17 protein-coding genes and 1 tRNA gene are annotated in these 25,327 nt (G+C 71.7%); 14 read left to right on the top strand and 4 right to left on the bottom strand.

The window, feature by feature from the left end; translation table 11 throughout:
* Window positions 1-10: 10 nt before the first annotated feature.
* Window positions 11-82, top strand: a tRNA-Val gene (locus BLU82_RS17790).
* 204 nt (window positions 83-286) lie between these two features.
* Here the strand turns inward: BLU82_RS17790 and BLU82_RS17785 are convergent.
* The gene (locus BLU82_RS17785) at window positions 287-2,602 is read right to left on the bottom strand and encodes a beta-galactosidase (protein ID WP_092622475.1); all 2,316 of its coding nucleotides are present in this window, start codon (window positions 2,600-2,602) and stop codon (window positions 287-289) included.
* A 268-nt stretch (window positions 2,603-2,870) separates the two neighbouring features.
* Here BLU82_RS17785 and BLU82_RS17780 point away from each other — a divergent pair, with 268 nt between their 5' ends.
* Entirely contained in the window at window positions 2,871-6,626 is a 3,756-nt protein-coding gene (locus BLU82_RS17780; protein ID WP_172885638.1) for a glycosyl hydrolase, read from the top strand.
* A gap of 62 nt (window positions 6,627-6,688) precedes the next feature.
* Here the strand turns inward: BLU82_RS17780 and BLU82_RS17775 are convergent, their stop codons facing one another.
* Window positions 6,689-7,744, bottom strand: a complete 1,056-nt coding sequence (locus BLU82_RS17775) for a sialidase family protein (protein WP_092622473.1) — start codon at window positions 7,742-7,744, stop codon at window positions 6,689-6,691.
* Window positions 7,745-7,881: 137 nt separating this feature from the next.
* On the opposite strand from BLU82_RS17775, the gene BLU82_RS17770 reads away from it, so the two are divergent.
* From BLU82_RS17770 to BLU82_RS17740, 7 genes are read left to right on the top strand one after another with little or no spacing between them, the layout of a single operon-like run.
* Complete coding sequence (locus tag BLU82_RS17770; RefSeq protein WP_157741088.1) at window positions 7,882-8,604, top strand: FadR/GntR family transcriptional regulator; 723 nt, start codon at window positions 7,882-7,884, stop codon at window positions 8,602-8,604.
* Window positions 8,605-8,649: 45 nt separating this feature from the next.
* Complete coding sequence (locus tag BLU82_RS17765) at window positions 8,650-9,915, top strand: ABC transporter substrate-binding protein (RefSeq protein WP_092622471.1); 1,266 nt, start codon at window positions 8,650-8,652, stop codon at window positions 9,913-9,915.
* The gene (locus tag BLU82_RS17760) at window positions 9,912-10,805 is read left to right on the top strand and encodes a carbohydrate ABC transporter permease (RefSeq protein WP_092622470.1); all 894 of its coding nucleotides are present in this window, start codon (window positions 9,912-9,914) and stop codon (window positions 10,803-10,805) included. The genes BLU82_RS17765 and BLU82_RS17760 overlap by 4 nt, the downstream gene beginning before the upstream one ends.
* Window positions 10,798-11,634, top strand: coding sequence for a carbohydrate ABC transporter permease (locus tag BLU82_RS17755; RefSeq protein ID WP_157741086.1), 837 nt, complete (start codon window positions 10,798-10,800; stop codon window positions 11,632-11,634). Before BLU82_RS17760 ends, BLU82_RS17755 begins: the two co-directional genes overlap by 8 nt.
* 23 nt (window positions 11,635-11,657) lie before the next feature.
* Window positions 11,658-12,563 carry a dihydrodipicolinate synthase family protein gene (locus BLU82_RS17750; RefSeq protein ID WP_092622468.1) on the top strand — a complete coding sequence of 302 codons (906 nt, stop codon included), beginning with the start codon at window positions 11,658-11,660 and terminating at the stop codon, window positions 12,561-12,563.
* On the top strand, window positions 12,560-14,197 hold the full coding sequence (locus BLU82_RS17745) for an FAD-dependent oxidoreductase (RefSeq protein WP_172885637.1): 1,638 nt from the start codon (window positions 12,560-12,562) through the stop codon (window positions 14,195-14,197). Before BLU82_RS17750 ends, BLU82_RS17745 begins: the two co-directional genes overlap by 4 nt.
* Before the next feature lie 16 nt (window positions 14,198-14,213).
* Window positions 14,214-15,686: an FAD-dependent oxidoreductase gene (locus tag BLU82_RS17740; protein ID WP_197682291.1), complete on the top strand. Its 1,473-nt coding sequence runs from the start codon at window positions 14,214-14,216 to the stop codon at window positions 15,684-15,686.
* 53 nt (window positions 15,687-15,739) lie between these two features.
* On the opposite strand, the gene BLU82_RS17735 is transcribed toward BLU82_RS17740, so the two are convergent.
* Window positions 15,740-17,905, bottom strand: coding sequence for a sialate O-acetylesterase (locus tag BLU82_RS17735; RefSeq protein WP_092622466.1), 2,166 nt, complete (start codon window positions 17,903-17,905; stop codon window positions 15,740-15,742).
* A gap of 21 nt (window positions 17,906-17,926) precedes the next feature.
* Complete coding sequence (locus BLU82_RS17730; protein WP_197682290.1) at window positions 17,927-18,661, bottom strand: FadR/GntR family transcriptional regulator; 735 nt, start codon at window positions 18,659-18,661, stop codon at window positions 17,927-17,929.
* A gap of 145 nt (window positions 18,662-18,806) precedes the next feature.
* Between BLU82_RS17730 and BLU82_RS17725 the strand changes: the two genes are divergently transcribed.
* The 5 genes from BLU82_RS17725 to BLU82_RS17705 are packed head-to-tail and all read left to right on the top strand — an operon-like array spanning window position 18,807 to window position 25,326.
* Window positions 18,807-20,921, top strand: coding sequence for an ABC transporter ATP-binding protein (locus BLU82_RS17725; protein WP_197682289.1), 2,115 nt, complete (start codon window positions 18,807-18,809; stop codon window positions 20,919-20,921).
* Window positions 20,918-21,838, top strand: a complete 921-nt coding sequence (locus BLU82_RS17720) for an ABC transporter permease (protein ID WP_092622465.1) — start codon at window positions 20,918-20,920, stop codon at window positions 21,836-21,838. The genes BLU82_RS17725 and BLU82_RS17720 overlap by 4 nt, the downstream gene beginning before the upstream one ends.
* Complete coding sequence (locus BLU82_RS17715; RefSeq protein ID WP_092622464.1) at window positions 21,839-22,786, top strand: ABC transporter permease; 948 nt, start codon at window positions 21,839-21,841, stop codon at window positions 22,784-22,786.
* A gap of 34 nt (window positions 22,787-22,820) precedes the next feature.
* Window positions 22,821-24,374 carry an ABC transporter substrate-binding protein gene (locus BLU82_RS17710; protein ID WP_092622463.1) on the top strand — a complete coding sequence of 518 codons (1,554 nt, stop codon included), beginning with the start codon at window positions 22,821-22,823 and terminating at the stop codon, window positions 24,372-24,374.
* Between the two features lie 19 nt (window positions 24,375-24,393).
* Window positions 24,394-25,326: a dihydrodipicolinate synthase family protein gene (locus tag BLU82_RS17705; protein ID WP_092622462.1), complete on the top strand. Its 933-nt coding sequence runs from the start codon at window positions 24,394-24,396 to the stop codon at window positions 25,324-25,326.
* The last annotated feature ends 1 nt before the right edge of the window (window position 25,327 follow it).

Here is a 25,327-nt window from a genome sequence, read left to right as displayed (position 1 = left end):
CACGACGACGGGGCGCATAGCTCAGCGGTAGAGCACTGGTCTTACAAACCAGGGGTCGTAGGTTCGAACCCTACTGCGCCCACCTTTTCACCTGCGGCGATCGCTGGCGTGCGCTGCGGAGTCGCACATGCGTCACGCTGATCCACTCCAGCTCGCACCACGTTCGATCCACAGGGTCGGAGTTCGACATCGGACGTCGGTCGCTTGGCGCTGGACTGCTGCGCGACGGCGGCCCGGATCGCCGACAGTTGAGCGCGGTAGCGACCCCGCGAGCCACGCCGACTGGCTACGGCTCGAGCCGTAAGAGGTAGGTCTCATGTTGGCGGCACTCGATCGTGACCCTGTCCGTGTGGCGTGCGATCGGACTCCGGCTGCGGGCGAAGGCGTCGGTGACGACCTCGGCCACGCTGGGCAGGTGGATGGTGCGCGGGCCGTCGGAGGTCGCGTGCAGGGCGACGAAGCGACGGCTGGCGTAGACGACGTCGTCGCTGTCGACGTAGACATGCGCGCCGGCCTCCTTCGCCGCGTTGCGAAGGAGCCGCGGTGGCATCCGCGGCGCCACCGAGTACGTCGAATGACCACCGAGCCGGTGCGCGACCCGCACGACGCCGGGTGTCGACGTTCCCTCGACGGTGGCCAGCACCTCGCCGTTGCCGCCGGTCGGATGGATCAGCGGGGCGCCGACGGCGCTCGTCGTGCCGAACGTCGTGCCGGGTGCGATGCCGGCAAGGGCGGCGGACGCGCTCTCGACGGTGGTCACCCGCAGCCGCGCCGCCTGCTCCGTCGTCGTCATCTCGACGCCCGTGAGGTCGGTGACGCCGCCGGCGCCGGGGGTGTCCCCGTAGCCGAACCAGCCCGCGCCGTGACCCCACACGAAGCTCTTGCCCCGATCGCGCAGCCGCTGGACCACTCGGCGTAGGTCGCGGTCGACCTTGACGGTGTTGAGGAACACGTAGAGCGAGTAGTCGTGGGTGCGCTCGTCGGGCAGGTCCTGGAAGTGGAAGATGTTGTACGGCGTGCCCATCGACCCGAGCTCGAGCCGCTGGCCGTAGAGGAACTGCTGGTTGTGGTTCCGGCTGTAGCCGAAGTGGGCCATGCTGGCCTCGTCGGCGAACACGGCGACATCGGCCGTCGAGCGGCGGTCGGCGGTCAGCGACTCCGCGACCAGGTCGCGTGCCTTCGCCATGAACGCCATCATCTCCGGGTCGTCGTACCAGCCGCCCCACATGTCGAACCACCACAGCCCGGCGCCGTTGGTGATGGCGCGGGCGAGATTGTTCCGCAACAACGACATCGTGATCCGCGGATCGTCCGGCCCATGCCAGAGCGCGGTGTCGTAGGGGCCGGGGACGGAGCCGGTGGGATTGACTTCGGGCGCAGCGATCGACAGGCCCACCGTCAGGTGCGTCCGGGTGTCGGCCTCGCTCATCCAGAGCTTGCCGTGCAGCTTGACCGAGTCGGTGAGGCTGAAGTACGGCCAGTCGTTGCCCGGCTGGCGGCGGATGTAGCTGCTCGGGCTGGCGAGGAACTCGACGTACGGCGACGTGAGGATGTGGTGCAGCGCGTGCTGCCCGACGTCCACATGGGTGGTCTCGAAGATGTACCCGTAGAACGCGCCGGCGAGTGCGGAGTCGCCGACCTCCTTCTTGACCGTGCGGCAGAAGTGGACCACGGCGTCGGCGGCCGCGTACGAATGGAACCGGTAGTAGTCGATCACCTGCTGCTCGGAGTCCGGGTCGCGGAAGAGCCGGGCCGAATCACCGGTCCGGGCGGCCGCGTCCGGGACGGTGGCGGTGGGGAGCGACACGGCCGGATCGTGCCAGGCGGCGCGCAGCGCGGCGTCGGACCCGTACGTCCGGCGCAGCCAGGAACGGAACGCCCGCTGGTGCGGCTCGCTGTAGTCGGGCAGCCGGTCACGGTTGCCGTGGTACATCCACTCCTCGGTCTGTCCCGCCCCCAGGTGGTAGGCGATGAGGTTGTCCGCATAGGGCGAGGCGGCGATGTGCCTGATGAGCGCCACGAGAGCCTGCCCGGCCTCGTCCCTCCAGACGGCCGAGCTGAACGACTGCCGCAGCGTGCCGCCGTCGGCGGACACGCTCAGCTCGCCGGGGTGCCGCGACTCCCACCACTGCGGGACGTCGAGGTTGACCCTCAGGATGACGAGCGCGTTCGGTTGCGCCCCGACGACGCGGGCGAGGTCCTCGTCCACGGCGGAGAAGTCGTAGTCGCCGGGTCCCACCCAGAGGCCGGGCCGGAACGGCTTGATCCCGCTGGTGGAGTTGATGCCGCGGTCGCCGAAGTAGCAGGCCACGCTGTACACGCCGTACCCGGCGCCGGCGAAGTCCTCGTACTGCCCGCGGTGCGGGAGATACGTCATGTACGCGATGGCCGGCAGCGCCTGGTCGCCGATCATGATCGCCGGTGCGCCGTGGTGCTCGCGGATCGCGATCCGCCGGCCGGTGCCGGCCGTGATCGCTCCGGCCGCCGGCGCTCCGGCCGGCCCGGCCGCTGCGGCACCGGTGCCGCCGAGGAACCCGGCAACGGCGGCCGAGGCCGCGAGCGACTTCATGAAGGCTCGTCTGGTCAGGTCGTCGGCATCCATGGCGGCCGTCCTCTCTCGCAGTCGGACAGGATCGAAGTCATCAGAGTTCTAGACCAATGACATCAGAAGTCTTGAAGATTCATCAGATGTCGGAGATGGTAGGAGCCCGCACCACCACGGTCAAGACCTGCCAGGACGCCGGCGTGCACGAACGAGGCGGTCAGTGGCCGACGGGCGAATGGCATAGACCATTCGCCCGGTGCGCCCCGCCGACGAGCAGGCGTCCGATGTCGCACTCATGTCCCAGCGATGTGATCGGAGTGAACCGATGACCCACGCCCACCCCTACCCGAGACGGCGACTGCGCGCCGTCGCCTGCCTGCTGGCGCTGAGCACCGTCGTCGCCGCGAGCCAGATGCTGGGCGAGCACGCCGGGGCCGCCGCACCCGCGCCTGAGCCCGATCAACGGCAGGCCTCCGCGCCGCCGCTCACCCGGGACACCTTCGCCGACCCGCCGAACGAGGTCCGGCCGAGGTACCGCTGGTGGCAGCCCCTGGCCTTCACCGACGACCGCCGGCTGACCGCCGAGCTGGAGCAGCTGAGACAGGTCGGCGCGGGCGGGGCCGAGGTCAGCCTTCAGCGCTCGAACGGCCCGGGCCACTACGAGGCCGAACACCTGAGCACGTATGGCTGGGGAACGCCACTGTGGGCGGACAAGGTCGAGACCATGCTCTCGGCGGCGAACGCGAACGGCCTGAGCCTCGACCTCAGCCTCGGCCCGCGGTGGCCGGCCACCGTGCCGACGGTCGCCGACGTGAACGATCCGCGAGCGGCGCAGAAGCTGGTCTTCTCGCACGAGTTCCACGCCGGCGGCACGACCCGCTCCGGGCCGCTGCCCGCCAACTACGACACCGCACCGCCTGCAGGCGCGCGGATGACGCTCGTCGCGGCGCTGGTGGCGAAGTGCGAGGACCCTGGCTGCGCGAGTCAGCCGTCGCGGCGGTTGCTCGACCAGTCCACCGTCGTCGACGTCACGGCGCAGGTGGACGCCGGTGGCGAGCTGAGCCTCGACCTCCCGGGCGACGCGGACAGCACGTACGCGCTGATCGCCTTTTACCAGACCGCGAACGGGCACACGTTGTCCGGTTACACCGCCACCGTCGACAACTACTCGCTCGACACGTTGAGCGAGGCCGGCGCCAGGGCGAGCACCGACTTCTACGACGACGCCATCCTGACCCCGGCCGTCCGGTCGTTGCTGGACGAGATGGGCACCGCCGAGCTCTTCGAGGACTCGCTGGAGCTGGGCGGGCAGAAGTGGACGACGGGCTTCGTCGACGAATGGACCACGCGCCGGGGCTACTCGCCGATCGAGCTCCTGCCGGCGCTGGCCGGCGCCGGCGCACAGGGCGGCCTGCCCGGACGATTCCCGGGGGAGCCGTTCTTCGACTTCGCCGGCGGCGTGGGCGACCGGGTGCGCCACGACTACCGGCAGACCCTGAGCGACCTCTACATCGACAACCGGCTCGACGTACTGCGCGACTGGGCCCACGGGCGCGACCTGAAGACCCGGGTCCAGCCCTACGGCGAAGCCATCGACAGCTCCGAGGCGGCCGGCCACGTCGACGTCCCGGAGGGGGAGTCGCTGGCCTTCGGCCGCAACGACAGCGCCCACAGCAACGTGCAGAACTACAAGGTCGTCGCCTCCGGCGCGCACCTGTCCGGCGCGCCCGTCGTCTCCGACGAGTGCTGCGCGTTCCGGGGACACGTCTGGGGGGCCACCGTGGGGGAGGCGACCGACCGGTCCAACCTGCAGGCGGTCTACCGGGGCTACGCCGGCGGCGTCAACCAGATCGTCTGGCACGGCTTCCCCTATCTCAGCCGCGGCGTGGCCGGCCATGGCGAGCAGACGCTGTGGCCGGGCATGAGCTATGGCGGCAACGACTCCTACTCGGCGGCGTTCGGCGCCAAGGGCGACCCCAGCTGGGCCGACTACCGGCAGGTCAACGACCACCTGGCCCGCATGCAGCTGGTGCTGCGCCAGGGAAAGCCGGCGTTCGACCTGGCCGTCTACCGCCATGACCTCGGTCTCGGCCTGACCGGCCTGACGTCGGACACCCTGATCCCCAGCTCGTCCGCGCTCGCCGCGGCCGGCTACACCTACGAGTACGTCAGCCCGGCGCAGTTGCGGCTCGAGGACGCGAAGGTCCGCGACGGCGTGCTGTTCCCCGACGCCTCGGCCTACAACGCCCTGCTGCTCAACGACCAGACGACGATGCCGCTGGACGCCGCGCACAGCATCCTGCGATTCGTCCGCCGGGGACTCCCGGTGGTGATCCTGGGCGACCTGCCTGCCACGACCCCCGGGTACCGGCCCGACCAGGACGTCCGGCTGCGCGCCGTCATCGCCGAGCTGCTCCGCCAGCCCGGCGTCACACGCGTCGACGATGAGAGTGAGCTGCCCGCGGCACTCGAGCGCGCGGGTGTCGAGGCGGCCGCCGCGCACACGACGCCGTCCGACGCGATCCTCGACGTCCGCCGCCGCGCCGAAGGCGTCGACTACTACTACTTGTTCAACCATCACTCGACCGCGACGTCGCAGACCGTGACGCTGGCCGGGCAGGGCACGCCGTACCGCCTCGACACGTGGACGGGCGAGATCACCCCGATCTCGGACTACCAAGAGGGTCCGGGCACCGTCACCGTCCACGTGCGGCTGGCCGGCCACGACGCCGAGGTCATCGCCGTCACGCCGCGCCGCGACGCCACCTTCCGCGGCCCCGCGCCGAGCGACGAGGTGCCAGCGGCGTCCTCCGGCGCCGCCCCGGAGCCGTTGCGGCTCACGGACTGGTCGCTCAGCGTGGACAGTTGGACGCCCGGCCCGAGCGGCCTGCCCGGCGACACGGCGCACACGGCGATCGGACCGGTGGAGGTCACGGCCACCGCGGACGGCGCGCTGCCGGCGTGGTCCGAGCTCGGCCCGGACCTCGCCGACGTCTCGGGCATCGGCACCTACAGCGCCGAGTTCCGGCTCGACGCCGGCTGGGACGGCGTCACCGGCGCCCGCCTCGATCTCGGCACCGTCGTCGACACGGTCCGCGTGAGCGTCAACGGCGAGGAACTGCCGCCGATCGACCAGCTGGACCTGAGGCACATCGACGTCGGCGACCGGCTGCGCCCCGGCGTCAACACGATCACAGTGCGGGCCGCGTCGACCCTGCTCAACGCCGTCCGGATCGCTCCCGGCGTCGACGCCGGGGACCGGGACCGGATGCGCTACGGGCTGCTCGGCCCCGTCACCATCGAGCCGTATGCCGCCGCGGCGCCGGTGCTCACGCTCGAGGCGCAGCAGCGTTCGCTGCCGGTCGCCGACGGCGGGTACAACGAGGCCGAGCTGCTGGTGACCAACGCCTCCGACCGTCCGGTCAGCGCCACGCTGACCGCGACCGGAGCGGACGGCATCGCCGCGACCGCTCCGGCGGCCACGTCCATTCCGGCCGGCGGCTCGGTGACGGTTCCCGTCGCGGTGCGCAACACCGGTCTCGCCTCGGGCACGAGCACCCTCGCCGTGACAGCGCGCGCCGGCAACGGCCTGGAGGCGACGGAGAACCTGACCCTGACCCATTCGGCGAACCTCGCGCTCAACTCCCAGCTCACGCGGTTCCCGAGGATCCTGCCCGAGACCACCACCGCCCAGGACCGCTTCCCCGAGCACCTGGCGGTGGACGGATCGCCGGCGTCGTACTACGCGTCCTGGGGGAAGACGGCCGGGCTGGGGCCGACCGAGGCGAACCCGTCCACGTTCGGGCTGGACTTCGGCGCGCCGGTCACGTTCGGTTCGGTGACCGTCGCCGGACGAGCCGATGGGGCGACCCACCTCGGCCCGCGCGACTACACCATCGACGTGTCGGACGACGGCGTGTCCTGGCGGACCGTCGCCGTCGCCGACCATCCCGCCACCGGCGGCACCACGTCGTTCGCCCCGGTCACCGCGCGGTATCTGCGGCTGTGGATCACCGACACCTGGGACCCGATCCGCCCGGCGCGCAACGTGCAGATCAGCGAGCTCTCTGTCGCCCGGTGAACTGACGCCGAGGGGTGGCTCCACGGCGAGTGGGGCCACCCCTCGGGTGCAGCGGGCTCGGGTCAGCTCGTCAGCCAGTCGAGGTCGAGGCGGACGACATGCAGCGGCGCGGCGTTGGCGACGACACGGCGGTTGCTCATGTAGCCGACGACGATGGCGCCGTCGCCGGTCACGGCGATGTCGGAGTAGCGGGCGCTCGGCGCGCTCGCCGTGATGTTCTTCTCGTCGATCCACGTGCGGCCCTCGTCGACGCTGCGGCGAATGTAGAGCTGGTTGGACCGGGTGACCGACATCAGCAGGGTGCGGTAGTCGTAGCGGACGAAGCCGAGGTTGGTGTCCGCGCCGAAGTCGTGGACCACGGTCCCGCGATAGGCGTACTCGTGCCCGAGCCGCACCCGCCCCATGCGGCCGATCTTGTCGCGCGTCCGCCACGGGACGAGGGCGGTCAGGCCATCCCTGGCGGGCTGGGTCTTCGTCTCGACGGTCTCGGCGAACTCGGGTGTCGCGGTCCAGCTCCGGCCGCGGTCGTCGCTGTAGAGCACGCACATCCGGCCCGGGAGGACGATCCGGCCGGTCGCCAGGGTGAAGCCCTTGCCGCCGTTGGTGGGCAGGCCGTTGGCGTGATCGCTGGTGACGGACGGGTGCGACACCTCGGACCAGGTCAGGCCGCCGTCGTCGCTCGTGCGGCAGTGCACGACGAGGTCGGCCGGCTCCCAGTTCTGCGGGCCGACCGTGTAGAGGGCCGTGAGGCGTCTGCCGATCATCGTCACGACACTCGCGTACCCGCAGTCGCCGTCGGCCCCGCCGGCTTCGTGGACGGGCGCGCCCGGCGACCAGGTGCGGCCGCCGTCCAGGCTCCGGAAGGTGACGATGTCGGCGGCGCCCTTGTCGACGTTCACGCCCGCCGCGACCGGGTACCGGCTCTGCGCCACCATCGTCAGGGCGTCGGGCCCGGTCGCGATGATCGTGGGCAGTTGGTGGTGACCCGCGGAGATCTGGCCGACGTCCTCGAACATCCCGCCTGTCTGGGCCCGGGCACGCAGGGGACGCGTGACATCCGGGAGGAGCACGGCGCCGATGCCGGCCGCCGCTCCGGTGAGGAAGCTCCGTCGCTTCATGGTGAATCCCTTCTGAGCCCCGCCGCACGCCGGCGATGTTCACCGCGTCTCGGGGCCGATCGTCGTTGGATCGAGCGCTCACAGGGCGCAGACATCATATGAGCGAGCGACTCATCTGATCAATACAGTGACTGGGGTTGATTCATCAGAGCACTTGCCCTAGTCTTCAGTTGTCCCGTCACGAGACCCGAAGGCGCGTCATGTCCGCACTGCCCAAGTACCGCGAAACGCAGCTCAAGCTGCGTGCCTACATCGCCGAGCACGGACTGCGCGCAGGCGATCAGCTGCCTCCCGAGGCGGAACTGGCCGAGGTGTTCGGCGTGGGCCGGTTGTCGCTGCGTGAGGCCATCAAGGGCCTCGAGACCGTCGGTGTCGTGCGCACCCGCCACGGTGGCGGAACCTACGTCGAACCCTTCTCGTTCGCGCCGATCCTCGAGAACCTGCCGTACGCCTTCCAGGTCGAGGGGCGCGACCTGCTGAACCTCCTCGAGCTCCGCGCCGCCCTCGAGGAGGGGCTCATCGCCCGCGCGTCGGAGTGGATCCGGCGTCGCGATGTCGAGGAGTTGCGCGGCATCGCGACGGCCATGGGCGCCGAGGGTTGCACGCCCGACGAGCACGCGGCCCTGGACCGGCGGTTCCACCGCCGCCTGTACGAACCCCTGGACAACCCGCTCGTCAGCCAGGTGATCGATCTGTTCTGGGAGATGTTCCACCGGCTGCATCGTGCGACGGTCGCCGAGCCGTCCACTCCGGCGGAGCTCGCTCGGATGCATTTGGACATCGTCGACGCGGTCGCCGCGCAGAGCGGCGAGGTCGAGGCGATGTACCGCCACTTCGAGAACATCCGCACGCGGCTCTAGAACCGCTGCGCCCTTTCGTTCTGATTCTCAGCTCAAGGAGGAGCGATGAACCGCGCCTGGAAACGTAAGGCCGTCGTGTGCGGCGTCGCCGCGGTCGCCGTCGTCCTGACCGCGTGCGGTTCCGACGACGCCGGGTCGACCGGCGACGAGGGGAGCACCGGCGAACTGGAGATCTGGGTCTTCTCCAGCTCCGCGCCCCCGGTCATCGAGGACGGCTTCACCGCCGCGTTCCCGCAGTACGACGTCGAGGTCGTGGAGATACCGATCGCCGACGTGACCCAGCGCCTCGTCGTCGCCCTGCAGGGTGGCGACGACCTGCCGGACGTCGTCCAGCTCCCGCTGCGCGAGTCGGGTGGGCTGTTCTCCACCGGCCAGTTCCTGGACCTGTCCGAGGAACTCGGCCCGATGGAGGACGACTTCGCCGACGGCATCCTGGTCGGCGGCAACGGCGAGATCAACTCGTTCACGATGGGACCGGGCAACATGGGCCTCTGGGTGAACCAGGCGGCCCTCGCCGAGCACGGCCTCGCCATCCCCGAGAACCCCACGTGGGACGACGTCGTCGCCGTTGCGCGCGAGCTCGAGACGGCGTCCGGCGGGACGCAGTACCTGTTCGTGCAGCCACCGGCGACCAACGGCGCCAACATGTTCAACGCGTTCTACAACTCGCGCGGCGGCACCTGGTGGGACGAGAACGGCGAACTGGCCGTCGACGAGGACCTCGCGACACAGACGCTCGAGTTCATGGTCGGTCTCGACCAGGAGGGCCTCGTCTACCACGGCGTGTGGACCGACGCGACCTACTGGGACGCGATCCGCAACCAGGAGATCGTCGGCTGGACCATGAACTTCGGCGTCGGCAGCACCAGCCTGCAGGAGAACGTGCCGGAGCAGTCCGGACAGTGGCAGCTCGTGACCTGGCCGACCTGGGCCGCGGGCGAGGAGCAGCGCACGGGCGTCTTCGGCGGCAGCCTCTACGCCGGGCTCGACGGCGCCGACAACCCGCAGGGGGCGCGCGACTTCATCATGTGGTGGCTCACCCCCGAGGGACTTCAGGCGCAGGCCGACACCCTCGGCCTGGTCTCGTACCAACGGGCCGCGGAGGAGATCGACCTCGACGTCGAGGACCCGTACTTCGGCGGCCAGAACGTCCGTCAAGAGCTGGCGTCCGTGCCCTACCCGCCGTTCCATTTCTTCCACTGGCCGGAGACCGAGGCGGCGATCACCGCGGCCGTCGACCAGGCCTACGCCGGCGACCTGAGCCCCGAGGAAGCCGTGGAGCAGATCGTCGCGGAGCTCAGCGCACTGTGACCGCGACCGCCCGCCGCGGCGCCCGCAAGTACCCGGCCTCGGCGCCGTACCTGTTCATCGCGCCGTTCTTCGTGCTGTTCATCCCGTTCGGCGCGGGGTCGGTACTGCTGGCGCTCGGCATCGCGTTCGTGGACTGGCCGCTCGGTCAGTCGCCGGAGTTCGCCGGGCTCGACAAGTTCACGACCGTCCTGGACGACCCGCTGTTCGGGCAGGCCATGGGCAACACGCTCTACATGCTGGTCGGGTTCCTGCTGGCCCTGCTCCCGTTGTGCCTGTTCGTCGCCGTGCTGCTCAAGCAGCTGCGCCGGCAGACGGCGAACTTCGTGCAGGTGGTGATCTTCGCACCGATCACCATGTCGTTGATCGCCGTCGCGCTCGTCTTCGACCTGCTCTACAACGAACGGGTCGGGTTCGTGAACGGCGTACTCGACCTGGTGGGTGTCGGCCCGGTCCCGTTCCTCACCGACGCCGACCTGGCGCCTTGGTCGATCATCGCGCTGCGCATCTGGCGGGTGCTGGGCTACTACGCGGTCATCCTCTACGCCGGTCTGCAGTCGATCCCGGACGAGTACTACGAGGCCGCGCAGCTCGACGGCGCCGGTGCCTGGCAGCGCTTCCGGCACGTGACGTTCCCACTGCTGAAGCCGGTGACGCTGTTCGTCCTCGTCGCGTCGAGCATCGCGGCGTGGGAGCTGTTCGCGGAGGTCCAGGTGCTCACTGACGGCGGGCCGGCCAGGTCGACGCTCACCGCCGTCATGTACATCTTCGGGGCCTCGTTCGAACAGTTCGACCTCGGCAAGGGCGCGGCCGCCTCCGTGCTGCTGGCGGTCGCGATCATCGTCAGCACCGCCGTCGCGAGCCGCCTGCTGAGGAGTGATGACCGTGTCTAGCGGAGCAATCGCGCAACGGCTGGGGCGCGGCGCCGTCGTCGGGCTGATCGTGGTGGTGACGGCGTTCCCGCTGTACTGGCTGCTCATCTCCTCGCTCAAGCCGAGCACCCGGCTCGGTGAGGTGGCGCTGATCCCGTCGGTCGTGACGCTCGACAACTACGTCGCCGCCTTCGACACGCAGATCCCGCGGTGGTTGCTCAACACCTTCGGCATCGCGCTGCTCACGACGCTGCTGGGTGTGACGGTCGCCGCGCTGGCCGGGTTCGGGTTCGCCCGCTACCGGTTCCGGGGGCGCTCGGTGCTGTTCGGGATGGTCCTGGCGAGTCTGGCGATTCCCGAGTACGCCCTGGTGCTGCCGCAGTTCACCATCATGCGCCAGTTCGGCCTGCTCAACACCTGGGCGGCGGTGATCCTGCCGCTCGCGGCCAACGCGCTGGTGCTGTTCCTGCTGCGGCAGTACTTCTCGCAACTGCCCGAGGAGCTGTTCGACGCGGCCCGGCTGGACGGCAGCGGCGAGTTCCGGCTGTTCTGGACCGTCGCCGTGCCGCTGGTCCGCCCGGGGCTCGGCGCGGCCGGCCTGCTGCTGTTCCTGAACGCGTGGAACGCGTACCTGCTGCCGCTGGTCATGCTCACGAACTCGGACCAGTTCACCATGCCGATCGGGCTGGCCTTCCTGCATTCGCAGCTCAACTTCGGCATCGTCGAGCAGTCGCCGTGGGGCGCGATCACCGCCGGCACCGTCATCTCGATCGTGCCGCTCATCCTCTGCCTGCTCGTCATGCAGCGCCAGTTCATCGGAAGCCTCACCGCCGGCGCGGTGAAGGCGTGACCGCAACGATCAGAAGGGCCGTCATGAATCCGCAGCAGCTGTCGGGGATGATCCCCCCGGTCGTCTCGCCCCTGACCGCCGAGCACCGGCCGGACATCGACGCCGTGCGACGCCTCGCGGCCCATGTCGTCGGCGGCGGCGCCACCGGCGTCTTCGTGCTCGGATCCTGCGGCGAGGGCCCGACCCTGGAACCGGACGTCGCCGCGGCGATCACCACGGCCTACGTCGACGCGGTGGCCGGGGCCGTCCCGGTGCTCGCGGGCGTCGGCGAGACGAGCACCGAGCGGGCCGTGCGCGCCGCTGTGGGCCTCGAGCAGCTCGGGGTGGAGGCACTGGTTGTGATGGCGCCCATGTACTTCGACGCCGAGACCGACGGCGCCGTGATCCGCCACGTCACCGCGGTGGCCGAGGCGACCAGCCTGCCGCTCGTCGTCTACAACATCCCGCACCTGACGCACCACCCGATCACGCCGCGGGCGCTGCGCGAGATCGGCGCGATCGATGCTGTCGTGGCGCTCAAGGAGTCGTCCGGGAGCTGGGACGTCTACGCCGCTCTGGCGCAGACCGCCCGCGCCGCCGGGCTCCGGGTGTTTCAGGGCGCCGAGGCGCTCATCGGGCGCAGCCTCCTCGCCGGGGCCGACGGCGCCGTGCCCGGGATCGCCAACGTCGTCCCGGAGCTGGCCACCGCACTCGTGCGGGCCGGCCTGAGCGGTGACGCCGCGCAGGTCGGCACCCTGCAGGCCCGGCTGGACGACGTGTGCACCCTCTACCGGTCCGGGTTCTGGCTGACCTCGCTCAAGTCGGCGCTGGCCGAGCTCGGGATCACCGGTGACACCGCCGGGACAGCGCTGCCTCCGCTCGATCCAGGCGGGTCGGACGAGGTGCGCCGGGTCCTGACGACGCTCGGGCTGCTCGGGACGCCGGCATGACGCTGGTGGAGGCCGACGTGCTGGTCGTGGGCGGTGGGGTGGGTGGCGTCGCCGCCGCGCTCGCCGCCGCCGACGCCGGGGCGACGGTCATCCTCACCGAGGCGACCCGCTGGATCGGCGGCCAGTTCACGTCGCAGGCGGTGCCGCCGGACGAGCACCCGTGGATCGAACAGTTCGGCGCGACCGCGAGCTACCGCCGGTTCCGCGACGAAGTCCGCCGGCACTACCGCCGGTGGTACCCGCTGTCCGAGTCCGCCAGGTCGGCGCTGCACCTGAACCCGGGAAACGGCGCGGTCAGCGCGCTGTGCCACGAACCCCGGGTCGCGCTCGCCGTGCTGCAGGCGATGCTCGCGCCGCACCAGCGCTCGAACCGGCTGGCCGTGCGCACCGAGCTCACGCCCTGCCGGGTCCAGCGCGACGGGAGCCGGATCACCGGTGTCGCCTTCCGGTCTGCCTCCGGAACGGTGGAGTGGCTCACCGGCCGCTACGTTCTCGACGCGACCGAGACGGGGGAGCTGCTCGCGCTGGCCGGGATCCCGTACGTCACCGGCACCGAGTCCGCCGCCGAGACCGGCGAGCCCGACGCTCCCGACGTGGGCGACCCGCAGATGATGCAGGGGTTCACCGTCTGCTTCGCCATGGACCACGTCGCCGGCGAGAACCACGTGATCGACCGGCCCGCCCAGTACGACCGGTGGACGGTGCCGGATGCACCAGTACGCCCCGCGCCGCAGATCGGCTGGCCGGCGCCGTCCGCCGACCCGGCCGAACGCGGGCGCCGCGTGCTCAGGCCGAACCCCGATCCGGCCACCGACCCGGCGGTCATCGTCTCGGCCAGTCACCAGGGGCGGTTCGGCGACAACGGCGACTACAGTCCGATCGAGGACATCTGGCGCTTCCGCAGGCTCGTGGCCCGCGGAAACTTCGACCCGGCGCCGCCCAGCGACATCACTCTGATCAACTGCTCCGCGAACGACTACATCGCCGGCTCCATCGTCGACGTCGAGCCCGAGGTAGCGGCCGCGCACCTGGAAGGAGCCCGGCAGCTCAGCCTCAGCTTCCTCTACTGGCTGCAGACCGAGGCGCCGCGCGCCGACGGCGGCACCGGCTTCCCGGGACTGCGCCTGCGTGGCGACGTGACGGGCACCGAGGACGGCCTGGCCATGGCGCCCTACATCCGCGAGGGCCGGCGTCTGCGCGCACTCGAGACCATCACGCAGAACGACATCGCGGCGTCGGTGCGGGGGACGGCCGGGGCGCGGGAGTACGAGGACAGCGTCGGCGTCGGAAGCTACAAGATCGACCTGCACCCGTCGACGCACGGCGGGGAGCGCAAGTACGACGCCGCCTGGCCGTTCCAGATCCCGCTGGGCGCGCTGCTGTCACCGGACGTCGACAACCTCGTCGCCGCCGCCAAGAACATCGGGACGACGCACATCACGAACGGCTGTTACCGCGTCCACCCGGTCGAATGGAACGTCGGCGAGGCGGCGGGCACGCTGGCCGCGTTCTGCGTCACCGGCGGCGCCGATCCGATCGGCGTCCGGCAGTCCGCGGCCCGCCGTGCCGATTTCCAGCGAACACTCGTCGCACGCGGCGTGGAGCTCTCCTGGCCCCGCGTTGCCCCGTACTGACTCGAGGACGAACCTGATGCACAGCGATGAATGGGAAGTCGTGGTCGTCGGAGGCGGAGCGGCCGGCATTGCCGCCGCACTCGCGGCCGGCCGGACAGGAGCACGGACGCTCCTGATCGAGCGAGCCGGCTTCGTCGGCGGGGTGTCGGCGACGCTGCCCTGGCTGGGATTCCACGACCAGAGCTACCGGCGGGTCGTCCGCGGCCTGGCCGGCGAGTTCGTCGAGACGCTCGCCCGCTCGGGCCACGCCTCCCCGATCACGCTCGACCCGAAATGCGGCTCGCTCGCCGCCGTCCACTCGCACTACTGGAAGATCCTGGCCCTGCGGCTGCTGCGCGAGGCCGGGGTCGCGGTTCTCATGCATGCCGTGTTCGTCGACACCGTCAGGTCCGGCGATCGGATCACGGGTGTCGTCATCGAGTCCAAGTCCGGCCGCGAGACGATCACGGGCCATATGGTGATCGATTGTTCGGGCGACGGTGACGTCGCGGCGCGCGGGGGAGTGGCCTGGGAGAAGGGCCGCACGAGTGACGGCCTGGTGCAGTCGCCGACCCTGGTGTTCCGCCTCGGCGGCATCGACGACGACGCCTTCCGCAAGGCCTGCCAGGACCCCGCCTTCAACTACCGCGAGTGGCTCGCTCCCTACCCGCACCTGTTCGCCCAGATGGCCGAGAAGCTCGAGACGGTCGACACCTACGTCCTCGGTGGCTTCGCCGGCGTCGTCGAACAGGCGCGCCGCGCCGGCGACCTGAACGTGCCACAGACCCGAATCGTCGGCGTCAAGCTCCACACCCGAGAGACCCCGCACGAGCTGAGCGTCGTGATGACCCGGGTCCTCGGCCTCGACCCCACCGACGTCGACTCGCTCAGCGAGGCCTACGCGCGGGTCTACGAGCAGGTCCCCGAACTCATCCGGTTCTTCCGCACCTACGTACCCGGCTGCGAGCGGGCCCACCTCGTCGAGATCGCGCCGATGCTGGGTATCCGCGAGTCGCGCCGGATCATGGGCGACTACCTGCTGACGGCCGACGACCTCGTCACCGGCGCGCGCCATGACGACGACGTCGCGATGGGCGGCTACCACATCGACATCCACCGGCCCAGCGGCAGCTGGGTCAGCTCCACAAACGTGCGTGCCTACGGCATCCCGCTCCGCTCGCTCATCGCCCGAGACGTCGACGGACTCCTGATGGCCGGCAAGTGCATCTCCGCCACGCACGAGGCCATCGCCTCCACGCGAGTCATTCCGATCTGCATCGCCGAGGGACAGGCCGCGGGCACGGCCGCCGCGCTGGCCGCGCTGTCACGCCGCGACGTCCGCTCGGTGCCGGTGCCCGAGCTCCAGACGGCGCTCGTCGCCGCCGGCGCCGAACTCGGACTGGACGAGCTCGAGCGGCATCCCGACGCCGACTCGTGGCCGCAGCTTCCGTTCGAGGAGACCCAGGTCGCCCCCGACCCCGTCATCGCCGATAGCGGCTGGCTGACCTGAGCTCGTCGCCGTCGCCGTCGCCGTCGCCGTCGCCGTCGCGGCGCCTGTGCGCCCTATTCGAGGGTGAGCTGGAACGCGAGCAGGCCCATGCCGCGGGCGTCGACGACGCGGGGGCCGGCGCCGTTGTGGGAGAGGTAGGCCACGGAGGCGCCGGCGGGCGCCGGCCGGTCGAGGGTCAGGACCAGGCCGAGCCCGCGCTGCCAGCGCACCGACTCGACGACGGCGCCGGACACCCGGAAGTCCGCCGCCGCGCCGTCCTCGACGGTCAGCGGGGTGGCGGGGGAGCGCAGCGTCACCGTGAGCTGGTTCGGCGCGTCGTCGACCCGGTGGACCGCGGCGGGGCCGGGCGGCGCGATGGACGGCGTGCCCGGGCGGTACAGGTCGTCGAGCAGCATGGTGGCGACGTGCTCGCCGAGGGTGCGGTAGCCGTCGACGTAGTCGAAGTGGCAGCCGTCGTGGCCGTTGAGGCCGGTGGTCGACACCACCCGCAGGCCGTCGACGGTGTCGGGCAGCCGCCGCTGGGCGTCGCGCAGCGCCACCGGGCCGGACTGCCCGCACGGTGAGGTGCGCACCTGGTGGACGTAGACGGGCAGCCCGGCGCCGTAGTCCTCGCGCCAGTCCGCGACCAGGTCGGTGAAGCCGGCGACGTGGGTGGCGGCGTCGTCGCGGTCGGCCTCGCCCTGGTACCAGAGCATGACGTCGATGGCGTCGGGCCCGGCCAGCCCGGCCCGGGTGAGCCGGCGCAGCAGCATCCCGTAGCTGGTGGAGCCGTCGCCGGGGTCGGTGTCGTTGCGGGCGAAGTAGCCGATCGGCTGTCCGCCGCGGGCGCCGTTGACGACGGCGATCGGGACGCCGAGCTCGGCCGACATCACCTGGCCCATCCGGACCGCCCACTGGCCGATCGCCGCGACCCGCTGGATGTCGTCGCCCATGGCGTACGTCCACCCGCCGATGGCGCCGGCCAGCCGCGGATTGTTGTTGTTCGACGTGCCGAAGGTGCGGACCCAGCGGGACCGGTCGGCGTCGGACGTGGTCGATCGCGGCTGCCGACCGGCCTGCGCGTTCGACTGGCCCTGCACGACAACGACGTCGCCGGCGACGACGTCCACCGCGCGGCTCACCCGGGAGCGGGCGCCGTCGCCGGTGATCGCCACCAGTTCCAGGTCGGTCGACGTCAGCGCCACCGGCAGCGAGACGGTGAACGAGAACCGCGGCGACGCCGGCGACACCCGCGCCCGCCGGACCGAGGTCGCGCCGTCGCGCGTGGTGCGCAGCTCGACCGCGACGACGGACGGGTCCGTCGCGACGCCGCTGACCGGAACCGTGACACGGCCGGTGGTGCGGCCGGGACGGGGGACCAGCTGCCGGGACCGCGGTGCGGCGTCGACCCGGACCAGCGCCGGCCGCGCGAAGACGCTGAGCCGGCGCCCGGTGTAGTCGCCGGCGTTCTGCGCGAACGTCCAGTCGGGCTCGCCGCTGGGCGCGGCGCCGATGCCGACGTCCATGGTCTGCGGCCCGGCGGTGAACGCGTTGACGGCCAGCACCGGCGTCGCGGCGGGCGCGTCGGCGGCGCGCGGGCCGCGGGCGTCGCGGGCATCGGCGAACGCGTGCACCTGGAACGAGCCGTACCCGTTCGCCCAGAGGACGGCGTCGTCGGAGTCGCGGGCGGTCCGCGACGCGCCCGGCACCTGCCCGGACCCGGTGCCGTCGTACTGGTTGGGCCACAGCTCGACCCAGCCGGAGCCGCCGTCGAGCCGCCGCACGCCGGGCACGTTGGACGCGACCGTGAGGTCGTCGACGTACTGGTGCCGCGCCTGCTCCATGTACGTCGGCAGGCCGAGGCCGGCGGGGTCGTCGCCGAGCGCCTCCGACGACGTCCACACCCAGGTCGTGCCCGCGTCGGTAGTCAGCTCCAGGCAGTAGCCGACGCGGTCGAACCCGCCCGTGAGGCCGGCGGTGTCGTCGAACGCGTACGGCGGGGTGGTGTCGCGCCAGTTAGCGGCGGTGGGCAGGTCGAGCACCCGCACCAGCCGGTAGCCCGCGGCCTCGGCGTCGCAGGACGTCGTCCGGTCGTCGGCGGCAGGCTCCGCGGCGGCGGGCTCCGCCGCGGCGCCGCCGGGTGTGGACATGGTCGCGGCGGCCACGGCCAGGACAGCGCAGCCGCCGGCCAGCCGGCGGGTTCGGGAACGGGAGGGGGCGGGGGTCCGAACGGCCGGCATGGGTGACCTCCTGGGCGGGGGCTACGGGGCGGGGTCGGGCGGGGGATCCTCGGTGAGCTTGGACTCGATGCCGACGTAGTGGTCCTGTATCGCCTCGCGCGCCTGGTCCGGATCGCCGGTGAGGATGGCGTCGAGGATGGCGGCGTGGCCCCGGTAGGCGTCCATCGGCGTGCGGCCGCGCGTGGGCGGGGCCGCCGCGTGGAACGCCAGCCAGAACAGGTCGAACAGCCGCAGCAGCATGGTGTTGTCGAGATCGCGGAACAGCAGCTGGTGGAACCGGCGGTCGTGCTCGGCGAACTGCTCGCCGCGTTCGGCCAGCCCGCGCATGGTGTCGAGGACCTCGCGCAGGGCCGCGACGCTCTCGGGCGTCATGGCCTGCATGGCGTCGGTGATGAGGGCGGACTCGAGCGTCTTGCGCAACGCGGCGAGCTCGCGCAGTGCCCGGTGGCCCTGCATGAGGCCGTAGGGGAGGTGGTCGAGCAGCGGGGCGAAGGAGAAGTCGCGGATGTAGACGCCGCTGCCGCGGCGCGTCTCGAGGACGCCGGTGGACTCCAGCGCCTTGACCGCTTCGCGCACCGAGTTGCGGCTGACCCCGAACAGCCGGGCCAGCTCGGACTCGGACTTGAGGGGGTCGCCGGGGCGCAGCCCCTCCTTGAGGATGTGGTTCCTGATCTCGTGCTGCACGATCTGGTGCAGGGGAGCCCTGTCGTCCAGTCGCCGGAAGTCCGGCTCAACGTCGTCCTGCTGAGTCGCCACGCTCTGGCTGCCCTCCCTGTCGAAACTGACTTGTAGGATATCTTGCGAGTATTGACACCATCAAGCCTCGACTCTACGGTAGCGAAAACTGTAGGACATCTTGCAGAAACCTGCGGTCCACGGTGAGCGACGAGGAGGTCGGCGGGTGTCTGGTGGAGCTCTCGGCGGTGCGACCCGGGACGAGGCCGTCCTGGCTGGTCACGACTCCAGCCGGCCGGTGCTGAGCCTGCGCGACCTGGTCGTGGAGTTCGCGACGCCGGCTGGTGTGGTGCGCGCGGTCGACGGCATGAGCTACGACGTCTTCGGCGGCGAGACGCTCAGCGTCGTCGGCGAGACCGGGTCGGGCAAGAGCGTGTCGGTGCTCGCCGCGCTGGGCCTGCTCCGCACGCCGAACCTGCTCCGGGTGTCCGGTGCGGCCCTGCTCGGCGACGTCGACCTGCTGACGCTGCCCGAGCCGGAGCTGCGGCGGCGCCTCGGACGCGACGTCGCGATGATCTTCCAGGACGCGATCTCGGCGCTGAACCCGGTCCAGAAGGTCGGTCACCAGATCGCCGAGGCGCTGCGGGTGCACGACCGCGCGCTGACCGCCGCGGCGGCGCGGGCCCGGGTGGTCGAACTGCTCGACATGGTCGGCGTGCCGCACGCCGACACCCGCTACGACCAGTACCCGCACCAGTTCTCCGGCGGCATGTGCCAGCGGGTGATGATCGCGATGGCCATCGCCAACCGCCCGAAGGTGCTGATCGCCGACGAGCCCACGACGGCGCTGGACGTCAGCGTGCAGGCGCAGATCCTGGACCTGCTGCGGGTGGCCCGGCAGGAGACCGGCGCCGGGGTGGTGCTGATCACCCACGACCTCGGGGTGGTCGCCGAGACCGCCGACCGCGTCAGCGTCACCTACGGCGGGCGCATCGTGGAGTCCGGCGACGTCACCGAGATCTTCACCCGGCCGCGGCACCCGTACACGGCCGCCCTGCTCGGCGCGCTGCCGCGGCTCGACGCCGCGGCCGGCCGGCTGCTCCCGATCCCCGGCCAGCCGCCGGACCCGAGCGAGCTCCCGCCGGGCTGCGCCTTCGCGCCCCGGTGCCCGATCTCCCGCGGCCGCGCCGTCTGCACCGAGCAGCGGCCCGAGGCACTGCCCGGCCCCGACGGCGTGGGCGTCAGCGCCTGCCACTTTCCCGCCGAGGCGGCGGCGCTGATCACCCGGGAGGACGGCACCGGGGACGCCGACGCTCCCGAGGCCGGCGGCGCCCCGCACCTGGGGGAGCCCGTGCTCGACGTCCACGAGGCCGTGGCGCGCTTCCCGGTGCGCTCGGGCGTGCTCGCCCGCCCGTCCGCGTGGGTGCACGCGGTCGACGGGGTGTCGCTGCGGGTGCCGGCCGGGCGCACGCTCGGCCTCGTCGGTGAGTCCGGCTGTGGCAAGACCACACTCGCGCGGCTGGTCCTGCGCCTCGTCGAGCCGACCGGCGGCCAGATCCTGGTCGACGGCCGCGACGTCGGCGCCGCGGGCCGGTCGGAGTTGCGGCGGATCCGGCGCAGCGCGCAGATGGTGTTCCAGGACCCGTACGCCTCGCTCAACCCCCGGCTGAGCGTCGGCGACAACGTCGCCGAGCCGCTGCGGCTGCAAGGGGTGCCCTACGCCCGGCGGCGCGGCCAGGTCGCCGACCTGTTCGCCCGGGTGGGGCTGCGGACGGAGCACGCCGACCGGCTGCCGTCGGAGTTCTCCGGCGGCCAGCGCCAGCGGGTCGCCATCGCGCGGGCGCTGGCGTCGCGGCCGGGGCTGCTGATCCTCGACGAGCCGGTGTCGGCGCTGGACGTGTCCGTGCAGGCGCAGGTGCTGAACCTGCTCGCCGACCTGCAGCGCGAGTCGTCGATGGCGTACCTGTTCGTCAGCCACGACCTCGCCGTGATCCGTCAGGTCGCCGACGAGGTCGCCGTCATGTACCTGGGCCGCATCGTCGAGTCCGGGTCGGTGCGGCGGGTGTACGACGACCCGCGCCACCCGTACACGCGCGCCCTGCTGGCGTCGGTGCCGGTACCCGATCCCATCGGCCGGGCCGATCGGCGGCGGGTGCCGCTGGGCGGCGACGTCCCGAGCCCGGTCGATCCGCCGTCGGGCTGCCGGTTCCGGACCCGCTGCCCGATCGCGGCCGATATCTGCGCGGAGAAGGAACCGCCGCTGCGTCTCGTCGCTGGCGGGCACACCGCCTGCCACTTCGCTGATGAGACGGCCGAGCTGACGCCGGAGGCGGCCCGATGAGCGCGGCGCCGAACCCGCCCACGACCACGCCGGCCTCCGCGCCGGCGCGACGCCGGCGACTGGCGGCACTGCGCCGGTTCGCCCGGTCCCGGTCCGCCGTCGTCGGCGCGGTGGGCCTGCTGCTGCTGGTCGCGGTCGCGCTGCTGGCGCCGCTGGTCGCTCCATACGGCCCGGCCGCACAGGACGGCGAGCCGCTGCTGGGCCCGTCCGGCGCGCACCTGCTCGGCACCGACCAGCTCGGCCGCGACATCCTGTCCCGCCTGATCTACGGCGCCCGCGCCTCGCTCATCGCCGCGGCCGGGGCCGCCGCGGTCGGCGCGGGCATCGGGGTGCCGCTGGGGCTGCTCGCCGGCTACCTGGGACGGTGGGTCGACGCGGTCGCGATGCGGCTGGTCGACCTGTTGCTCGCGGTGCCGGGGATCCTGCTCGCCCTGGTCATGATCGTGGTGCTGGGGCCCGGCCGGTTCAACCTGATCCTCGCCATCGGCATCGGCGCGGTGCCGGAGTTCGCCCGGCTGACGCGGGTGGCGACGCTGAGCATCCGCGACCGCGACTTCGTGCTGGCGGCCCGCGGCATGGGCGCCAGCACGCCCGACACCATGCTGCGCACGGTGCTGCCAAACGTGCTCGGCCCCATCGTCATCCAGGTGGTCGTCACCGCGTCGATGGCGGTCGTGGTCGAGGCGGGTCTGGCCTTCCTCGGCCTGGGCACTCCGCCGCCGGCGCCGTCGTGGGGCGGCATGCTCCAGGACGCGCGCTCGTACCTGTACCAGAGCCCGAGCTACGGGCTGTTCCCCGGACTCTGCCTGGTCCTCACCGTGTTCTGCCTCGACCGCATCGGTCGCGGCCTGCAACTGGCGGTGAGCGGCGGCAGCCAGCACCTGGGGACGCGCGTCACGAGCGGAGGTGCGGTCTAGATGTACGGCCACCTGATTCGCCGGCTGCTGCAGTTCGCCGTCGTGCTGGTGCTCGGCTCCATCGCGGTCTGGGCGTTCACGTTCGCGCTGCCCGGCGACCCCGCGACGGTGCTGCTCGGCCCGGACGCCAGCGAGTCCGAGCTGGCCGCGACCCGCGCCCGGCTCGGCCTCGACGGCTCCGTCGTCGAGCAGTACCTCTCCTGGATCGGTCACGCCGTGGGCGGCGACCTGGGCGCCTCGTACTACTCCGGCCAGCCGGTGGTCCGCGAGCTGCTCGACCGCATCCCCGCGACGATCCAGTTGGCCGGGTTCGCGATGACGCTGACCCTGCTCATCGCCGTGCCGGTGGGCATCGTGGTGGCGCTGCGGCCGCACTCGGTGGCCGGCCGGGTGCTGCAGGGCTACCTCACGGCGGGCCTCGCGGTGCCGACGTTCTGGCTCGGGTTGCTGCTGATCATCGTGCTGGCCGTGCAGCTGCAGTGGCTGCCGGCGTCGAGCGACTTCGTGCCGATCTGGCGCGACCCGGCCGGGGCCGTGAACGCCACGATCCTGCCGGCGATCGCCATCGCCGTGCACACCTCCAGCGTCACCGCCCGCTTCCTCGCGACCTCGCTGGGCGAGGTGATGGGCAAGGACTACATCCGCACCGCCCGGGCCAAGGGCGTGCCCGAACGCGACGTGATCCGCCGCCACGCGCTGCGCAACGCGTCGCTGCCCACCGTCACCATCGTCGGGCTCCAGCTCGGCAGCTTCCTCGGAGGCACCGTCGTCATCGAAGCCGTCTTCAACTACCCCGGGCTGGGACGGCTGCTCTACACCGCGATCGGCGAACGCGACTACGCCCTCGTGCAGGGTGGTGTGCTGTTCGTCGTGGCCACGTTCCTGCTGCTCAACCTGCTGGTGGACGTGTTCTACGCCGTTCTGGATCCACGTATCCGGCTGACCTGAGCTCCACCCGTCCTGAACCTCGGGAGGCATCATCATGCCCGTTTCGCCGTACCAGTCCCGCCTGATCGCCCGCCGCACGCTGCTGCGGGCCGGGTTCCTCGCGGCCGGCGCGATCGCCGGCGCGCCCCTGCTCAGCGCCTGTGGTTCCGGGAGCAGCGAGAGCACGGGTGGCGACGCGACCGGCAAGATCACGCTCGGCACGACGAAGATCATGCAGTTCGATCCCTACCTCACCAACACCGACATCCACATCCATTCCTTCTACACGTACCTGCTGGACTACCCGCCGGACGGCACCTACGAGCCCCTTCCGGCCGGGGCCGAGTCGTGGGAGTTCGCACCCGACTTCAGGTCGGTGACGATCACGCTGCGCCAGGCCACCTTCCACTCGGGGGAGCCGGTGACCGCGGGCGACGTCGTCACCGGCGTCCAGCGGGCCCAGGACCCGGACGCCGCGTTCACCCTCGCCCAGCCGACGGCGTTCATCGCGGCGGCGACCGCGGTCGACGAGAAGACCGTGCGGCTGGACTTCAAGCAGCCCACGCCCGAGTCGCTCGTGCTCGACTGGATGTTCGCCTTCCCGCTGGTGCTGGCGGCCAGCAACACCCCGGAGCAACTGGAGCACGAGCCGGCCGGCTCCGGCCCGTTCCGGCTCGCGGACTTCCGCCGCGACCAGCGCCTCGTGCTGGAGAAGAACCCCGACTTCTGGGACTCCGGCAAGCCGTACCTGGACGAGGTGGAGTACCGCTTCTTCACCGACGAGGACGCGCTCATCGCCGGGCTGGAGTCGGGCTCGGTCGACGGCGCCGCGTACATCGGGTTCCGCCACGCCGACCGGCTGCGTGACCGGTTCACGCTGGTGGAGGGCAACGGCCGGATGTCGCTGTTCTTCATGAACGCGCTCATCCCGCCGTTCGACAACAAGCTGCTGCGCCAGGCGCTCGCCCGGGCGATCGACCGCGACCGCATCCTCGAGCAGGTCAACTTCGGCATCGGCGACCCGGTCTACGCGCCCTTCATGCCGTCCTCGCCGGCGTTCGACCCGTCCTACCTCGACTCGGGGTCGTTCGACCTGGACGCCGCCGCGGCGCTGCTGGAGCAGTCCGGCGACGTGCGCAACGCCGTCGCGGGCGTGGCCTCGGGGACGCCGGCGGTCCAGACGCTCGAGATCATCCAGGCCGACCTGAAGAAGATCGGCTTCGACCTAGAGATCGCCCCGCAGGAGGAGGCGGCCTACCTCGAGGCGCTGTTCGCCAGCCAGCTGCAGTGCACCGTCGCGTTCCAGCCGAACAACCTGCAGAGCCCGTCGCTGGTGGCCCGCGGCCGGCAGATGCTCACCACCGAGGCGAACACCACGTTCGGCCCCAACGTGCCGCCGGCGTACGTCGCCGCGGTGGCCGCGGCCGGCTCGGCCATGACGCCGGAGGACCAGGAGGCCGCCTACGCCGCGCTGAACAGCGCGATCGTCGACGAGTCCTGGGCCATCGGCATCTCCACCGTGCCGTCCCTGTTCGCGCTGGACAAACGCATCACCGGGCTGGTCACCGACTCCCGCGACTTCGTCAACCTCACCGACACCAAGGGCTGACCTTGCCGAAAGGAACCACATGACCGGGTTGCGCTACTCCGCCGACGGCCCCGACATGGCGTTGCTCACCGCCGTGTTCACCCCGTTCACCGAGACCGGCGAGGTCGCCCTCGACACCGTGCCGAAGCAGGCCGACGCCCTGCTCGGATGGGGGTCGGCGGCGGCCTACATCGGGGGCACCGCCGGTGAGGGCGCCTCGCTCTCGACGGCGGAACGGATGGCCCTGGCCGAGCGGTGGTGCGAGGTCGCCGACGGACGGCTCGACGTCATCGTGCACGTGGGCCATGCCAGCCTCACCGAGGCCCGCCGGCTGGCGGCGCACGCCGAGTCCGTGGGCGCCCGGGCGATCTCGTCCGTCGCACCCTACTTCCACCGTCCGGACACGGTGGCGGCGCTGGTGGACGCCTGCGCCGCCATCGCCGACGCCGCACCGTCACTGCCGTTCACCTACTACCACATCCCCTCGATGACCGGGGTGGACCTGCGGGCCAGCGACGTGCTCGTGGTCGCGCGGGAGAAGATCCCGACGTTCGCGGGCGTCAAGTTCGCCCACAACGACATGGTCGACCTGCAGCGCTGCCTGCACCTCGCCGGCACTGACCACGAGGTGTTCGTCGGCGTCGCCAAACTGGTGCTGGCCGCGTGGCAGTGGGGCGCGCGAGCCGCCATCGGGTCGGTGTACAACTTCGCCGGCCCGCTGTTCAGGCGGCTGCTCGACCATGCCGCCCGCGGCGAGGTGGAGCAGGCACGGGCCGCGCAGCAGCTGGCGCACCAGGTCATCGACGCGGCGTCGCGGTACGGCGGGGAACTGGCCGGCTTCAAGGCGCTGGGCGCGCTGACCGGGGTCGACTGCGGCGCGTGCCGCCCGCCGCTTGTGTCGCCCGGGCCCGAGCAGCTGGCCGTGCTGCGCGCCGAGGTGACGGAGCTCGGGTTCCTCGACGAGGACCGCTGAC

The organism is Jiangella sp. DSM 45060, from assembly GCF_900105175.1.
Lineage (GTDB): Bacteria > Actinomycetota > Actinomycetes > Jiangellales > Jiangellaceae > Jiangella.
The sequence above is the reverse complement of the archived record's forward strand: the minus strand, read 5'-3'. Positions and strand labels throughout refer to the sequence as shown.